The following is a 15,624-nucleotide window of genomic DNA, read 5'->3' as shown; positions in this document are numbered from 1 at the left end:
CCGAGGCGCGGGCCGGCCCCGGCCGCGCCGCTCACAGCCGGACGACCGCGACGGAGTCCGGCCCCAGCCGCACCGCCGCCCCGTCGAGCGCGCACGCGCCGAAGGACGCCACCACCTCCCGCCCCGGCCCCCCGAGCGGCAGCGCGGCGGGGGCGCCGCCCAGGTTGACCGCCACCCGGTGGGCCCCCCGGTGCAGCACCAGCCACCGGGCCGCCTCGTCGTACTCGGCCCGGACGGCCGCGAGGTCCGGGTCGGAGAGCTCCGGCCGGGTGCGCCGCAGCCGGATCAGCGTCCGGTACCAGCTGAGCAGTTCGGCGTGCGGGGCGCGCCCCGGCTCGGTCCAGTCGAGGACGGAGCGCAGCACGGTGGCCGGCTCCTGCGGGTCCGGCACCGCGTCGGCCCGCCAGCCGTGCTCGGCGAACTCCCGTCGCCGGCCCTGGCGGACGGCCTCGGCCAGGTTCGGGTCGGTGTGGTCGGTGAAGTACTGCCACGGGGTGGCCGCGCCCCACTCCTCGCCCATGAACAGCATCGGGGTGAACGGCGAGGCGAGCACCAGGGCGGCCCCGCAGGCGAGCCGCCCGGGGGAGAGGCCGGGGGAGAGCCGGTCGCCGAGGGCCCGGTTGCCGATCTGGTCGTGGGTCTGCAGGTAGCCGAGCAGCCGGTGGCCGTGCGCGGGCGGGAAGGGCCGGCCGTGGCTGCGCTCCCGGAACGAGGACCAGGTGCCGTCGTGGAAGAAGCCGCGGGTGAGCGTCCGGGCCACGGCGGCCAGCGGGGCGCGGGCGAAGTCCCCGTAGTAGCCCTGGGACTCACCGGTGAGCGCGGTGTGCAGCGCGTGGTGGAAGTCGTCGCTCCACTGGGCGGTGAGGCCCTGGCCGCCGGCCTCGCGGGGGGTGGTGGTGCGGGGGGAGTTGAGGTCGGACTCGGCGACCAGGAACAGCGGCCGGTTGGTGGCGGTCGCCAACCGGTCGACTTCGCGGGAGAGTTCCTCCAGGAAGTGGACGGCGCGGTCGTCCGCGAGGGCGTGCACGGCGTCCAGCCGCAGGCCGTCGATCCGGTAGTCGCGCAGCCAGGCCAGCGCGCTGCCGATCAGGTACCGGCGCACCTCGTCCGAGCCGGGGGCGTCCAGGTTGACCGCCGAGCCCCACGGCGTGTGGTGCCGGTCGGTGAAGTACGGCCCGAAGGCGGGCAGGTGGTTGCCGGACGGGCCGAGGTGGTTGTGCACCACGTCCAGCACGACGCCGAGGCCCTTGCGGTGCGCGGCGTCCACGAAGCGCTTCAGCCCCTCCGGACCGCCGTAGGGCTCGTGCACGGCCCAGAGCGAGACCCCGTCGTAGCCCCAGCCGTGCCGGCCGGGGAACGGGCAGACCGGCAGCAGTTCGACGAAGTCGACACCCAGTTCGACGAGGTGGTCGAGGTGTTCGGCGGCGGCGTCGAAGGTACCGGCGGCCGTGAAGGTGCCGACGTGCAGTTCGTACAGCACGGCGCCGGGCAGCGGGCGGCCGCGCCAGCCGGTCCGCGACCAGCGGAACGCGGCGTGGTCGACGGACCGGCTGGGTCCGTCCGGTCCGTGCGGCTGCCGGGGCGAGCGAGGGTCGGGCAGCGGGCGGCCGCCGTCCAGCCGGAACGCGTAGTCCCCGGCCGGCGCCGGCCCGTGCCACCAGCCGGGCCGGCCGTCGTCCCGGGCCAGCGGGTGCCGCGCGCCGTCGACCTCCACCTCGACCCGTTCAGTGGCCGCCGGGGCCCACACCTCATAGGTCCGGACCTCGTGCGTCCTCACGCCTCGCCCCTCCTGGTCAGCAGCGCCACGGGCTGCGCGGTCAGCAGCTCCGCCACCGGTACCGGGCCGGCCGGGTGGCGGCGTCCGGTCAGTTCGTCCGTCCACGCGCCGCCGGCCGGCAGGTCCAGCGCGGTGTCCTGCCAGCCGCCGGCCCGGGCGAGCCCGTACGGCAGCCGGGTGACCGCCGTGATCACGTCGTCGCCGCGGGCGAAGGCGAGCAGGTGGTCGGCGGCGGGGCCCCGGGCGGCCAGCGGCCGGTAGGCGCCCAGCGGCCGGCGGCGGCGCAGGTGCAGCGCCGTCGCGGTCAGGTGCAGCTTTTCCCGGGCGAGGTCGCCCGCCCGGGGGGTGGCCGAGTCGGTGAGCCGGACGGCGAGCGCGCCGAGGTCCACCACGCCCCGGTTGTCCGGGTCGACCAGGGTGTACAGCGGCTCCTCGCTGCCCTGGTAGAGGTCCGGCACGCCGGGCACGGTCAGGTGCAGCAGGGCGGCGGAGAGGGTGTTGGCCCGGGCGTGGGGCGCGAGGGCCCGGACGAAGCCCTCGATCCGCGGGAGCAGCCCCGGGTTGGCGTAGGCGGCCCGGGCCCGGTCGGCCAGGGCCTGCTCGAAGCGGGCGTCGGGGGCCGTCCAGGAGGTCCGCAGCTTGGCCTCGCGGGCGGCCTTGAGCAGCGCGGGGACGAGCCGGTCCGGGGTGATCGGCCAGGCCGCGACCAGCGTCTGCCAGAGCAGCCAGTCGCTGTTCGGGTCGCCGCCCGGGCCGGCGGCGGTGGACCAGGCGGCGGCCTCGTCGGCCCAGGCCCGCGGCTGCTCGGCGAGCACGGCGAGGCGGGCGCGGGCGTCGGCGCTGCGCTTGGTGTCGTGGGTGGAGAGCACCGTCATGGTGGCCGGCCAGTGCTCCTCGACGTATTGGCACCAGGCGTGGAACGCGGCGGGCGGGAGCCCGGGCCGGGCCGGCTCGCCGCCGACCTCGTTCAGCGCGAGCAGCGCGTTCCAGCGGTAGAAGGCGGTGTCCTCGACGCCCTTGGCGGCGACGGCGGCGGCGGTCTGCGCGAAGCGGGCGCAGAACTCGTCCTTCTCGGGCCCGCTGCCGAGCCGCCCGAGGGCGAGGTCGGCGACCAGCCGCCCGGTGGCGTCCTCGGAGCCGTCGAGGGCCGCCCGCACCTGCTCCTCGGAGACCGCCGGGGCGGGCTCGCCGGGCCGGACGTACGGGCGGTACGCGGGGTAGCCGGTGAGCACCCGGCGCAGGGCGTCCCGCAGCTGCCAGGGCGCGTGGTCGGCGTGGGCGGGTTCGGCGGCGCCGATCCGCACGGCGAGCCGGACCAGCCGCTCGACCTCGGCCGCCAGCTCGCCGCGCGGGCCGGTCATGTCGGCCCGCCCGCGCCGGGCGGCGGCGACGGCCGGGTGCGGGTCGGCGCACGGCTCCCCGCCGGACCCGGCCCCGCTGACCGCGTGCTCGTAGGCGCCGGCCAGCCGGCAGGCGCCGGCGTGGTCGGTGAGCACGCCGTCGATGCGGCGCAGCGCGTCGTACCCGGTGGTGCCGGCGCACGGCCAGTCCCCGGGGAGGCGCTCCTCACCGGTGAGGATCTTCTCCACCACCGTGTAGGCGCCGCCGGTGGCCCCGGCGAGCCGGCGCAGGTAGCCGCGCGGGTCGGCCAGGCCGTCCGGGTGGTCGATCCGGAACCCGTCCAGGACGCCCTCGCGGTGCAGCCGCAGCAGCACGCCGTGGGTCGCCTCGAACACCTCGGGGACTTCGACCCGGACGGCGATCAGCTCGTTGACGGTGAAGAACCGCCGGTAGTTCAGCTCGGTGCGGGCCAGCCGCCACCAGGCGAGCCGGTACCACTGCCGGCTGAGCAGCTCGGGGAGCGGGAGGCCGGCGGTGCCGGGCCGCAGCGGGAGGGCGTGGTCGTGGTAGCGCAGCTCCTCGCCGTCGACCACGAGGTCGCCGAGGACGGCCCCGAGCCGGTCGCCGAGCAGCGGCAGCAGCACCCGGCCGCGGCCGGGGGAGTCCGGGGGGCCCGGCTGGGCGGTCCAGTCGATGTCGAACCAGGGTGCGTACGGCGAGTCGGGGCCGTCCCGCAGGACGTGCCAGAGCGGCCGGTTGAGCCGTTCGGGGACGGGGACGGCCATGTGGTTGGGCACCACGTCGGCGAGCAGCCGCAGGCCGTGCCGGTGTGCTTCGGCGGCCAGCGCGCGCAACGCCGGTTCGCCGCCGAGCTGGGCGCTGATCCGGCCGTGGTCGACGGTGTCGTAGCCGTGGGTGGATCCGGGGGCGGCCTCCAGCAGCGGGGACAGGTGGAGGTGGGAGACGCCGAGGGCGGCGAGGTAGGGCACCGCGGCGGTGGCGTCGTGGAGGGTGAAGCCGGGCTGCAGCTGGAGGCGGTAGGTGGCGGACGGTACTGCGGCCGGGCGGGGCTGAGCGGGCTCGGCGGCGTAGGTCATGTGTCCATGACTACCCGTGCGAGCCCGCGGCCAAGACCCGTTGCTGATCCGAACAGGTGAACGTGGTGACCGCGGCACGCCGTGGGGCCCGGCCGCGGACCCCGGGCGCCGCCCCGCGGCCGGGCGTCCGGCACCCGGCCTAGGCCGGCCGCTGGAGCACCATCAGCGAGCGGTCGACGAGCGAGAGCGCGTCCCCCGCCTTGACCCGGGCGCCGGTGCCGGGGGCGGGCAGCCGGGGCTGGGCGGTGTCGACCACGACCTGCCACTCCTGGCCGTGGTCGGCCGGGACGGTGAACTCCAGCGGTTCGAAGTGGGCGTTGAACATCAGCAGGAAGGAGTCGTCGACGATCCGCCCGCCGCGCCGGTCCGGCTCCGAGATGGCGTAGCCGTTGAGGAAGACGGTGAGCGACTTGGCGTAGCTGGCGCCCCAGTTGCGCTTGGTCATCTCCTCCCCGCCGGGGGTGAACCAGGCGATGTCGGTGAGGTCCTCGTAGTGGCCGTTGGCCGGGCGGCCGGAGACCGGGCGGCCGTGGAAGAAGCGGCGCCGCCGGAAGACGGGGTGGTCGCGGCGGAGCCAGATCATGCCCTGGGTGAATTCGAGCAGCCGGGACTCGGGGCCGTCGCCCTCGGGCCAGTGCACCCAGGCGAGTTCGTTGTCCTGGCAGTAGGCGTTGTTGTTGCCCTCCTGGGTGCGGCCGAGCTCGTCGCCGTGCGAGAGCATCGGCACGCCCTGGGAGAGCATCAGGGTGGCGATCAGGTTCCGCTGCTGGCGGGCGCGCAGTTCCTCGATGGCCGGGTCGGTGCTCGGGCCCTCGGCGCCGCAGTTCCAGGAGCGGTTGAAGGATTCGCCGTCCCGGTTGTCCTCGCCGTTGGCCGCGTTGTGCTTGTCGTTGTAGGAGACCAGGTCGCGCAGGGTGAAGCCGTCGTGGCAGGTGACGAAGTTGATCGAGGCGATCGGGCGGCGGCCGTCGTCCTGGTAGAGGTCGGAGGAGCCGGTGAGCCGGGAGCCGAACTCGGCGAGCGTGGCGTTCTCGCCGCGCCACAGGTCGCGCACGGTGTCCCGGTACATGCCGTTCCACTCCGTCCACAGCGGAGGGAAGTTGCCCACCTGGTAGCCGCCCTCGCCGAGGTCCCACGGCTCGGCGATCAGCTTGGCCTGGGAGACCACCGGGTCCTGCTGGACGAGGTCGAAGAATGAGGAGAGCCGGTCCACCTCGTGGAACTGCCGGGCCAGCGTGGCGGCGAGGTCGAAGCGGAAGCCGTCGACGTGCATCTCGGTGACCCAGTAGCGCAGCGAGTCCATGATCAGCTGGAGGACGTGCGGGCTGCGCATCAGCAGGCTGTTGCCGGTGCCCGTGGTGTCCTCGTAGAACCGCTGGTCCTGGGCGAGCCGGTAGTAGGAGACGTTGTCCAGGCCGCGCAGCGAGAGGGTGGGCCCGAGGTGGTTGCCCTCGGCGGTGTGGTTGTAGACGACGTCCAGGATCACCTCGATGCCGGCCGCGTGCAGCGCCTTCACCATCGACTTGAACTCCTGCACCTGCTGGCCTCTGTCCCCGGTGGAGGAGTAGGAGGAGTGCGGCGCGAAGAAGCCGACCGTGTTGTAGCCCCAGTAGTTGGCCAGGCCGAGGTCGCGCAGCCGGTGGTCGCGGACGAACTGGTGCACCGGCATCAGCTCGATCGCGGTGACGCCGAGCTTGGCCAGGTGCTCGATCACCGCCGGGTGGGCCAGCCCCGCGTAGGTGCCGCGGATCTCCTCGGGGATGCCGGGGTGGAGCTTGGTGAGGCCCTTCACGTGGGCCTCGTAGACCACCGTGCGGTGGTAGTCCGTGCGCGGCGGCCGGTCGGTGCCCCAGTCGAAGTACGGATTGACGACCACCGAGTGCATGGTGTGCGGGGCGGAGTCGAGGTCGTTGCGGCGCTCGGGCGCGCCGAAGTGGTAGCCGTAGACCGACTCGTCCCAGTCGATGTTCCCGCTCATCGCCTTGGCGTACGGGTCCAGCAGCAGTTTGGCGCTGTTGTGCCGCTGGCCGAGGCCCGGGTTGTACGGTCCGTGGACGCGGAAGCCGTACCGCCGGCCGGGCTGGACCCCGGGGAGGTAGGCGTGCCGGACGAAGGCGTCCGTCTCGCGCAGCTCGACGGCCGTCTCCGACCCGTCCTCGTCGAGCAGGCAGAGCTCGATGCGGTCGGCGCTCTCGGAGAACACCGCGAAGTTGGTACCGGCCCCGTCGAAGGTGGCACCGAGGGGGTAGGGCTTCCCTGGCCAGACCTGCATGAGTCCTCAACTTCCTTGTGTCGGAGGGAAACTGACAGGTAGTCCGACTATCAGCCCGGACCCCGACGCTCTCTTCCCGGCTGGGCGGCCGGGCATGTGCGACGGTCGCGCGCCGTGACGCACGGCACAGTCCGCATACTCCCCGACGCCGCCCCCGAGGGCGGGGCCATTCGCCGCGTGTTCGCCCGAACGGGTGTCCGCCGGGTACCCCCGGGGCCGCCGGGACGCACGGGGCGGCCGGGGCGCACGCGCCCCCTCGGCCAACCGGCTGCGGGCGCCTCGCGGCGGGCAGTACCCTTGATCGTCCGGCCGCTTCCCGCGCCGTGGCGATCCATCAGGGAGTGCGGCGCCGGCGGACGCGGCAGGACCGGCAGCACCCGACAGAAGACCCGACCGACGATCCGGCAGACCACCGGCTCCGGCAGCAACCAGGTGAGGTGGCGCATGGTGTACCCCGCCGGCGGCCGTGGCGGTGGGCCCGGCGGCCCCGACCGGGGCGGCGCCCGCAGCGAGGCCCCGACGGTCGTCATGCGCCCCGCCATGACCGGCCGGGCCGTGGTGCCGGCCCAGGGCGGCCCGGTCGAGATACCGGCCCTCGCCTGGTCCGGCGCCGAGTGGGAGGACGCCTACCAGCGGGTCCGGCTGGCCGGGCGGGCGTACGTCTGGCTCAACCTGGTCGAGCAGCGGCTGCGCTCCCTCGTCGACGAGGTGCTCTACCCCATCTACGCGCCCGCCCACGGCGAGGACTGGGTGACGGCCGCGGCCGGCCCGGCCGGCGAGGAGTGGGCCCACCGGGCCGGCGCCGTCCGCGAGGTCAGCCGCCGCAAGGGCTACCTGCTCGACCCGGCCGACGACGACCCGCTGGTCTTCCTCACCCTGCCCCAGCTGCGCGAGCTGATGGTCCAGCACTGGCCCTGCTTCGACCCCTACCTGGCCGACCGCCGGGAGATCGAGCTGGCGCTGGACGAACTGGAGGTGGCCCGGCACGTCGTCTCCCGCAACCGCGTCCTCACCCCGACCGTGCTCGCCCAGACCGAACGCGCCGCCGCCCGGCTGCTCGCCGTGCTGGACGGCGGGACCGGCGGCGTCCCCGCCGACGTCGTCGAGTCCCTGGTGGCCGGCCGGTACGCGGACGTGGTCGCGGTGCACGCCGACCGGGTCCGGCTCCAGCGCGACCTGCCGGTGGAGGACCTGCTGGACGGCGCCCGGCGGCTGGACGCGCTCGGCATCGGCCTCGGCATGCTCTGCCAGAACTACACCGGCAAGCGCCTGGTCCGCCTCGCCACCGACGGCTGCCGGGTCCGGCTGCTCTTCCTCAACCCGGCGAGCAGCGCCGTCCGCCGCCGGGAACGCGAACTGGGCCTCGGCCGCGGCGAGCTGGCCCGTTCGATCGAGATGAACATCATGCACGTGCGCCGGGTCCGGGCCCGGCTGCGCGACCAGGGGGGCTTCGAGATCCGGGTCTTCGACGAGACCCCGCGCTTCACCGCCTACCTGGTCGAGGGTCCGCGCCCGTCCGGCCAGACCGGCGGCCCCCGCCGGCAGACCCGGGACCTCGGGGTGGTCCAGCCCTACCTGCGCCGGGCCCGCGGCATGGAGTCGCCCGCCCTGGTCCTGCGCGGCGGCGCTGGTCAGCAGCCGGGCGGCACCGACGCCGGGCTGCTGGAGGTCTACCGCGAGGAGTTCGAGGGCATCTGGGGGGACTCCCGGCCGGTCTCCTGAGCGGCCGGCGGGCCGGTTGGCGCACAGGGGCCGGGGCCGCCGCGAAACCGGCCGGCCCGGTCGACCCGGCCGGCCGGGCCGCTGGAAGACTGCCCCGGTGACCACCACCCCCGCCTGGACGATGCGCCCCGCCACGACCGCCGACCTCGAACCCCTGGTCGAGCTGCGCGCCGTGGTGCTGCGCCCCGACCTCGAACGGCTCGGCCGCTACGACGAGCACCGGGTCCGGCGGCGGCTGCGCGACTCCTTCTCCACCCGCTGGACGTCGGCCGTGCTGGTCGGCGGCGCCCTCGCCGGCTGCGTCACCGTCCGCCCCGACGGGCCGGGCGGGCGGCTGCTGGAGCACTTCTACCTCGCCCCGGAGCTCCAGGGCCGGGGCGTCGGCTCCGGCGTCCTGCGGTCCGTCCTGGCCGAGGCCGACGCCGCCGGCGAGCCGGTGCGGCTCGACGTCCTCCGGGGCAGCCCCGCGCGCCGCCTCTACGAGCGGCACGGCTTCACCCTGGTCTCCGAGGACCAGGTCGACGTCCGGCTGCTCCGCCGGCCCGTCGGCTCGCCCGCCGCCGCCCGGCTGCGGGACCGGGCCCTGCTCTGGACCATCGGCGAGCTGCGGGCCCGCGAGGTGGTGGAGGCGGCCTGCGGGGCCCTGGCCGCCGGGCTCGACACCCCGGCCCTGCGGGTCCTCGCTGCCTGCACCTACGGGGAGGCGGACGCCTCGGTCGCCGAGCTGCTGGCGCCGGCGCTCGCGGAGCTCGGACTCGACCTCCCGCCGGTCGACAGCCGCTCCGCCGAGCGGGCGGGGCTGGTGGCGCTGGCCGCCCGGCTGCTGACCGGCGAGCTGACGCCGAGGGAGCTGGCGCACGCGGCGCACCGGCGGTGGGGGCACGACGACGGTCCGGCCGAGGCGCTCGCCCTCCTCGACGACGACTACGACCTGCTCGGCCGCAGCACCCGGACGCGCGGCGAACTCGACGAGGAGGTGTGGGCCGAGGCCCGCCGGCTGACCGTGCACACGGGGGCCGGGGCGGGGGCCGGGGCGTCGGCCGCGGCGGCGAACTGATCCGCGGGCGCCGGGCGTCCCGCCACCACCGCCGAAGCGCCGCCGCCGCGTCGGTCGGAAACCGGCGGGCTCGGCCCGCTCGGGGCGGCCCCGGGTGGCCGCCCACCGGTCCCGGCGGGCTGCCGACCGGCCCTGGGCCAGGGGCGGAGCCGTCATGGCCGCGTCGGTCAGCCGCCGTCCGGACCGGTCGCCGGGCCACTCGCGGCGGGCCACCGCCGCTGGGCACTTCGCCGGTCTCCACCGGGCCCGGGACGGTGCCGGCGGGCCGGGCCGGAGCCTGCCCGGCGGGGCCCGGGGGCGGTGCCCGCCCGCCCCACCGGCGGCGTTGTCGGTGGCCCGGGCGATGATAGGGGCTGTTTCGACCAGCAGGACGGAAGGACACATCCCTATGAGCTGGTGGCAGCAGCCACTGGTCGGCTTCGACCTGGAGACCACGGGCACCGACCCGACCGTGGACCGCATCGTCACGGCCGCCCTCGTGGACACCGTCGGAGCCCGCCGGCTGAGCGCCACCGGCTGGCTGGTCGACCCGGGCGTCCCGATCCCCGCCGAGGCGGAGGCGATCCACGGCATCGGCGACGAGCTCGTCCGCAGCAAGGGCCGCCCGGCCAAGGCGGCGGTCGACGAGATAGCCACCGCCCTGTGCGAGCGGCTCGCCGCCGGTCACCCGGTGGTCGCCTTCAACGCCCCCTTCGACCTCTCGCTGCTCGACGCCGAGCTGCGCCGCCACGGCCTGGCCCCCTTGGCCGAGCGCCTCGGCGGTCCGGTCGCGCCGGTCCTCGACGCCCTGGTCATCGACCGGGCCGTCGACAAGTACCGCAAGGGCTCGCGCACCCTCCAGCGGGTCTGCGAGGTGTACGGGGTCGAGCTGACCGACGCCCACGAGGCCGGCAGCGACGCCCTCGCCGCCGTCCGGGTCGCCGTCGCCCTCGCGGAGCGGTACCCGGCCGAGGTCGGCGAGGTGCCGCTCGCCGTCCTGCACACCCGCCAGATCGACTGGTACCGGAGCTGGGCGGAGGGCCTGGAGGCCTGGCTCCGCCGCGGCAAGGACCCGCAGGCCGTCATCGACCCGCGCTGGCCCCTGCGCTGAGGGCCTGACCGCCGGAGCACCCGGCCGCGCGGGCCGGGCCGACCGGGCCTCGCGCCGCGTGGGGCACCGGCCCGGTCGCGCGGGACGGCGATCAGGGCCGCCGACCGGGTGGCCGGCGGTGGGGAGGCCGTCGCACCCCGTACCCGGTGTTCAACCGCTGTCCGGGCGCGTCGGGTTGATCGGTCGCCCGGTGCGGAGCGGTGACCACCGGGCCGGGCTGTCGCGAGGCGTTCGGCCGGTCGGCCGGGTCAGCGCGCGGGGAGGTCGAAGCGGTAGCCCTGGGCGATCAGCCAGGGGAGCAGCTGCTTCAGCGCGGCGACGGTCTGGCTCCGGTCGCCGCCGCCGTCGTGCATCAGGATCACGCCGCCGGGCCGGAGTTGGCCCTGCACGGTGGAGACGATCGAGGCGACGCCCGGGCGGGACCAGTCGCGCGGGTCGACCGACCAGCCGAGCGGGCGCAGGCCCTCGGCCGCGGCGATGTGCTGGTTGTCGGCGGTGAACCCGCCGCCGGGGGCCCGGAACCAGGCGACCTCGGTGCCCGGCCCGCCGGCCCGCACGATCATGTCCCGGCCGCCGGAGATCTGGGACGCGGCCGTGTCGTGCGCGAGCGGGGCGAACGGCAGCGGGTGGCTCACGGTGTGGTCGCAGAGCCGGTGGCCGGCCGCCCGGATCCGCTTGACCATGGCGGGTTGGGCGGCGGCCTGCTGGCCGATCTGGCAGAACGTCGCCTTGACGCCGTACCGGGCCAGCAGGTCCAGGACCTCGCCGGTGGCGGGGCCCGGCCCGTCGTCGAAGGTGAGCGCCACCGTCCGCCCGCCGGAGGCGGTGGAGCGGACGACCGAGGTGGACACCCCGGTCGCGGGCGGGGCCGGCGGGGCGGGCGGGGCCGGTGCCGTCGTGGGCGGCCGGGTGGCCGGTGCGGTGGACGGGGTCGTGGCGGGCACCGGGGTCTTGGCGGGCACCGGGGTCCGGGGAGGAGCCGGGGGCTTGGGCGTGGCCGGTCCGCCGGTCGCGGGCTTCGCAACCGGGACGGCGTCGCCCGGCGGGGTGGCGGCGGGGGCGCTGCCCGACGGCGCGGACGAGGACGTGGACGAGGACGCCGAGGAGGACCCGGAGGGCGACGCGGACGGAGCCGGGGCGCCGGTGCCCGAGGCGCTCCCCGACGCGGTGGTGCCCGGCTGCGGCTGCAGCGCCCCGTTGGCGGTGCCGCAGGCGGCCAGGGCGAGTGAGGCGAGCACCGCCACGCAGCCCGCGAGCAGCCGGCGGCGGCGTCGGACGGAGGGGGCGGGACGCTGCGAGGTGGTGTGCTCCGGCATGGCTGCGGCTCCTGAGGCACTGGGCGGCTACCGGTCCCCGATCAGGGAGACTGTCCGACAAGACGCCCGTCGGACCGCCCCGGTTGCACGTCGGAGCCGCCGAGCCCGCGCGGAGGGCGGCAGGCTCAGAACGGGTACCAGCGCACCCCGGTGGCGCCCTCGCGCAGCGAGTCGACCCGCCGGCGGAACTCCGCCAGCGCGGCCGGGTTGCCCGGCGCCTGCTGGGCCACCCAGGAGGCGCTCGCCGTCTCGCGGGCGCCGCGCAGCACCGCGAAGCCCGCCCACTCCCGGACGTCCCAGCCGTACGCCTCGGTGAACGCCCGGTACTCCTCGGCCGGGACGCCGTACCGGTCGTGGCTGAGCGCGAGCACCACCAGGTCGTGCTCGCGCAGGTCGTGCGAGGCGTACTCCAGGTCGAGCAGGACGGGCCCGTCCGCCCCGACGTGGACGTTGCGCGGCAGCGCGTCGCCGTGGATCACGCCGGTCGGCAGCTGCGCGGGCAGGCCGGGCAGCGCGGCGGCGAAGTCGTCGCGGCGGTCCCGGAGGAAGGCGACGTCGGCGGGGTCGACGTGCCCCTCGGCGGAGGCCAGCCAGCGCTCGACGGGGGCGAGGAGGTCCCGCCGGGCGAGCGGGAAGGGCGGCAGCGGCAGCCGGTGGAGGGCGAGCAGCAGCGGCGCGAGGTCCACCGGCCGGGCGGGCCGTTCGGCGGGGGCCAGCCGCTCCCAGAAGGTCACGGGGTGGCCGTCGACGACGTTCGGCTCGGGCGGGACGGCGTCGTACGGGCGGACCACCGGGATGCCCCGGTCGGCCAGCCAGCGGGCGAAGCCGAGCTCCCGCCCGGCCCGGTCGGACAGCTCGGGGCCGCGGCCGACCTTGGCCACCACGGCCGGGTCGCCGAGGTCGAAGACGGCGTTCTCGCCCAGGGCGAGCAGCCGGGCGCCGTCGGGCTCGGGCAGGCCGGCGGACGCGCAGGCCCGGGCGAGCAGCAGCCGGGCGCGGCCCTCGTCGAAGGGGATCATGGGACTGCTCCGTTCCGCGGGACGCCTGGACGGTGATCATCATGACGCACGCGGACCGGGCCCCGCGCGACGCGGGGCCCGGTCACGGCCGGCGGCCGGTGGACGGCGGCCGGGTGACGTCCGGTGGACGGCGGGGTGCCGGCGGTGGTGTCAGACCCCGACCCGGTGGTGTCAGACCCCGATCCGGCGGTGCCGGGCCCGCTCGGGTTCGGCGGGCCCGGTGGCGGTACCGGGGCCGTGGGCCGCGGCGGCGACCGGCGGGAGGCTCCCGCCGTGCGAGAGCTCGGGCAGCCACCGCAGCCAGGCCGGCAGGTACCAGTTGCGCTCGCCGAGCAGGGTCATCACCGCGGGCAGCAGCACCGCGCGGATCACCGTCGCGTCGATCAGTACCGCGACGGCGAGGCCGACGCCCATCTGCTTCATCGCCTGCATGGAGAGGGTGCCGAAGACCGCGAACACCGCGACCATGATCACTGCCGCGCTGGTGACCACCCCGGCGGTGGAGCGGATGCCGTGCGCGACGGCGGCCCGGGTCGGCAGGCCCTGGTCGCGGCCCTCCTTGATCCGGGAGACCACGAAGACGTGGTAGTCCATCGAGAGGCCGAAGAGGATCACGAAGAGGAAGAGCGGTACCCAGGTCTCGACCGCGCCGACCCCGGCGGTGCCCAGCAGCGAGGCGCCCACGCCGTGCTGGAAGACCAGCGTCAGCACCCCGTACGCGGCGCCGACCGAGAGCAGGTTGAGCACCACGGCGGTGGCGGCGACGGCCAGTGAGCGGAAGGTGGTCAGCATCAGCAGGAAGGCGAAGGCCACCACGAAGCCGAGGACCAGCGGCATCGAGCCGGTCATCTTCGCGTTGAAGTCGTGCGACGCGGCGGTCCGCCCGGTGACCGGCGCCTCGGTGCCGGGCACCCGGAGCACGGTGGCGGGCACCAGGTCCTCGCGCAGGCTCTTCAGCGCGGCGGTGCTGGTGGCGTCGTTGCCGCTGCCGCCCAGCGGGATGTCGACGGTGGCGACGTTCTGCGCGGGGTGCACGGTGACGTCCACCGGTCCGTGCATCCGGCCGTCGGCGAGCGCCCTCGCCCGGAGGTCCGCGATCGCGGCGGTCATCGCCGGGGAGTCGATGTCGGCGGCCTTGATCACCACCGAGGCCGGGGCCGGGCTGCCGGGGAACGCCGCCTCGATCTTCTGCGAGACGGCGACCAGCGCGTTGCCCGCGGGCAGCTGCTGGCGGAAGGTGAGATTGGCGGTGCGCATGGTCAGCAGTGGCGCGGCCAGGGCGAGCAGCACCGCGGTGGCGAGGAGGGTGGCGGCCAGCGGGCGGCGCAGCACCGGGGTGAGGACGGCGTTCCAGAACCGGCCGCCGGTGCCGGCGGTGCCGGGGCGGCGCAGGCGGCCGAGCAGCGGGACGCGGCCCTTCTCGACCCGGTCGCCCAGCATGGACAGCAGGGCGGGCAGCACGGTGAGCGAGCCGAGCACGGCGGTGACCACGACCACGATGGTGGCGTAGGCCATCGCCTGGAACTCGGCCATGCCGGTGAGGAACATGCCGGCCATCGCGACCACCACGGTGACCCCGGAGACCAGCACGGCCCGGCCGCTGGTGGCGGCGGCGACCGCCAGCGCGGTCTCCAGGTCCCGCCCGGCGGCCCGCTCCTCGCGTTCGCGGCGCAGGTAGAAGAGGCAGTAGTCGACGCCGACGGCCAGGCCGACCAGCAGCATCACCGAGCCGGCGCTGTCGGTGGTGTGCAGGACGCCGCTGCCGAGCGCGACCAGTCCGCCGGCCGCGACGAAGGCGGTGACCGCGAGCACGACCGGCAGGACGGCGGCGACCAGCGCGCCGAAGGCGATCAGCAGGATGCCCAGCGCGAGCGGGACGGCGGTCCACTCGGCGCGGGTGAAGTCGCTGGAGAACTGCTCGTCGATCCACTTGCCGGAGCTGGCGTCGCCGAGTTCGGCCACGGTGAGGTCCGGGTGCTGCCGCTGGACGGCGGCGACGGCGTCCAGCACGGCCGTGACGTTCTTCACAGCCACCTCGTCCCCGCCGGCGACGTTGAACCGGACGAGGACGGAGCGGCCGTCCGCCGAGACCGCCCCGGTGTCGTACGGGGAACGGACGTCGGTGGCCCGGCCGGTGCCGGTCACCCCGGCGAGCACCTGGTCGACGGCGGCACGGAAGGCCGGTGCGTCGGCGGTCGTGGTGGCACTCTGGACCAGCACGGTCTCGCTCGCCGGGGCGGTCAGCCCGGCGTCGTCGAGGATCCGCGCGGCCCGGGAGACCTGGCCGGGCATCGCCTCGGAGTCGGCGACCTCGGTGCTGCCGTGCAGTCCGCCGAGGTAGGCGGAGAGGACGACGAAGAGCAGCCAGCCGAAGACGGCTGCCTTTCTGTGCCGGGCGCTCCAGGCGCCCATCGCGGCGGCGAGGCCGAGCTTGGTCTTCACGGAGTCGTTCCCCCTGGGAGAGCGGCGGTCGTCGCGGGGCGAGAGTGCCGTCGGAGAGCCGGCCGCCGGAATCGGGCGCCGGTGTGCGTCCGGCGTCACAACCGACAGTAGGGAAGGGGCCGTTGAGCAGGTATCCGGCTGGCAGGGGAGTCGTCCCGGGGGTCTGCCACGGGGGCGGGGTGGGGTTCTCCCTACCGGGGAACCCTGACTTCTCCTCCCTCAGAGTGGGTGCGAACTCCACCCTGAGGGGGAGTGGTCTCCACCCCGAGCACGAGGTGAGAGGGCCGCTCGGCGGGTGAAGATGGTGCGGGGCGGCTGGACGGCGTCCCTGAGGGGGTTGGTCTACGGGGGATATGTGCTTGCCGGTCGGCAAGCAAGTTCTCGTATGATGATGTCCTCATCTCACTTACCTGCCGACCGGCTAGGGGCGGGCCTCGTCGCCATGCCCTGCCGGTCCTCCGTCGCCCGGAGTCCCGTCCCCCAAGGGCTGG

The 15,624-nt window shown here is 75.9% G+C and carries 8 protein-coding genes and 1 pseudogene; 3 read left to right on the top strand and 6 right to left on the bottom strand.

Translation table 11 applies throughout. From position 1 onward, the window contains the following. Positions 1-31: 31 nt before the first annotated feature. The 3 genes from treZ to glgX all read right to left on the bottom strand — a co-directional run bounded on the left by treZ (position 32) and on the right by glgX (position 6,487). On the bottom strand, positions 32-1,777 hold the full coding sequence (gene treZ, locus ACFWA9_RS12185) for a malto-oligosyltrehalose trehalohydrolase (protein ID WP_380386052.1): 1,746 nt from the start codon (positions 1,775-1,777) through the stop codon (positions 32-34). Further along, the gene (gene treY / locus ACFWA9_RS12180) at positions 1,774-4,215 is read right to left on the bottom strand and encodes a malto-oligosyltrehalose synthase (RefSeq protein WP_380386049.1); all 2,442 of its coding nucleotides are present in this window, start codon (positions 4,213-4,215) and stop codon (positions 1,774-1,776) included. The genes treZ and treY overlap by 4 nt, the downstream gene beginning before the upstream one ends. A gap of 139 nt (positions 4,216-4,354) precedes the next feature. Then, the gene (gene glgX / locus ACFWA9_RS12175; protein WP_380386046.1) at positions 4,355-6,487 is read right to left on the bottom strand and encodes a glycogen debranching protein GlgX; all 2,133 of its coding nucleotides are present in this window, start codon (positions 6,485-6,487) and stop codon (positions 4,355-4,357) included. A 444-nt stretch (positions 6,488-6,931) separates the two neighbouring features. Here glgX and ACFWA9_RS12170 point away from each other — a divergent pair, with 444 nt between their 5' ends. From ACFWA9_RS12170 to ACFWA9_RS12160, 3 genes and pseudogenes are all read left to right on the top strand, one after another. Beyond that, positions 6,932-8,209, top strand: coding sequence for an SAV2148 family HEPN domain-containing protein (locus tag ACFWA9_RS12170; protein ID WP_329487159.1), 1,278 nt, complete (start codon positions 6,932-6,934; stop codon positions 8,207-8,209). Positions 8,210-8,330: 121 nt separating this feature from the next. Then, positions 8,331-8,753 (top strand): annotated as a pseudogene (locus tag ACFWA9_RS12165) (GNAT family N-acetyltransferase); the annotation flags it as partial. Between the two features lie 901 nt (positions 8,754-9,654). Beyond that, positions 9,655-10,356 carry an exonuclease domain-containing protein gene (locus tag ACFWA9_RS12160; RefSeq protein ID WP_352290295.1) on the top strand — a complete coding sequence of 234 codons (702 nt, stop codon included), beginning with the start codon at positions 9,655-9,657 and terminating at the stop codon, positions 10,354-10,356. Between the two features lie 248 nt (positions 10,357-10,604). Here the strand turns inward: ACFWA9_RS12160 and ACFWA9_RS12155 are convergent, their stop codons facing one another. The 3 genes from ACFWA9_RS12155 to ACFWA9_RS12145 form a co-directional block, all read right to left on the bottom strand. Next, positions 10,605-11,672, bottom strand: a complete 1,068-nt coding sequence (locus ACFWA9_RS12155) for a polysaccharide deacetylase family protein (protein ID WP_380386043.1) — start codon at positions 11,670-11,672, stop codon at positions 10,605-10,607. 125 nt (positions 11,673-11,797) lie between these two features. Further along, entirely contained in the window at positions 11,798-12,691 is an 894-nt protein-coding gene (locus tag ACFWA9_RS12150) for an aminoglycoside phosphotransferase family protein (RefSeq protein ID WP_352290299.1), read from the bottom strand. Positions 12,692-12,862: 171 nt separating this feature from the next. Beyond that, positions 12,863-15,103, bottom strand: a complete 2,241-nt coding sequence (locus ACFWA9_RS12145; RefSeq protein WP_380386102.1) for an MMPL family transporter — start codon at positions 15,101-15,103, stop codon at positions 12,863-12,865. Positions 15,104-15,624: the final 521 nt, after the last annotated feature.

It is taken from the genome of Kitasatospora sp. NPDC059973, from assembly GCF_042737525.1.
Lineage (GTDB): Bacteria > Actinomycetota > Actinomycetes > Streptomycetales > Streptomycetaceae > Kitasatospora.
Note: the sequence above shows the minus strand (reverse complement) of the source record. Positions and strands in the feature narration are given on the sequence as shown.

Bases quoted from the DNA above. Each gene is read 5' to 3' on its own strand.
- ACFWA9_RS12145 (WP_380386102.1), bottom strand. From the start codon at position 15,103: ATGGGCGCCTGGAGCGCCCGGCACAGAAAGGCAGCCGTCTTCGGCTGG.
- treY (WP_380386049.1), bottom strand. From the start codon at position 4,215: ATGACCTACGCCGCCGAGCCCGCTCAGCCCCGCCCGGCCGCAGTACCG.
- ACFWA9_RS12160 (WP_352290295.1), top strand. From the start codon at position 9,655: ATGAGCTGGTGGCAGCAGCCACTGGTCGGCTTCGACCTGGAGACCACG.
- ACFWA9_RS12150 (WP_352290299.1), bottom strand. From the start codon at position 12,691: ATGATCCCCTTCGACGAGGGCCGCGCCCGGCTGCTGCTCGCCCGGGCC.
- glgX (WP_380386046.1), bottom strand. From the start codon at position 6,487: ATGCAGGTCTGGCCAGGGAAGCCCTACCCCCTCGGTGCCACCTTCGAC.
- ACFWA9_RS12170 (WP_329487159.1), top strand. From the start codon at position 6,932: ATGGTGTACCCCGCCGGCGGCCGTGGCGGTGGGCCCGGCGGCCCCGAC.
- ACFWA9_RS12155 (WP_380386043.1), bottom strand. From the start codon at position 11,672: ATGCCGGAGCACACCACCTCGCAGCGTCCCGCCCCCTCCGTCCGACGC.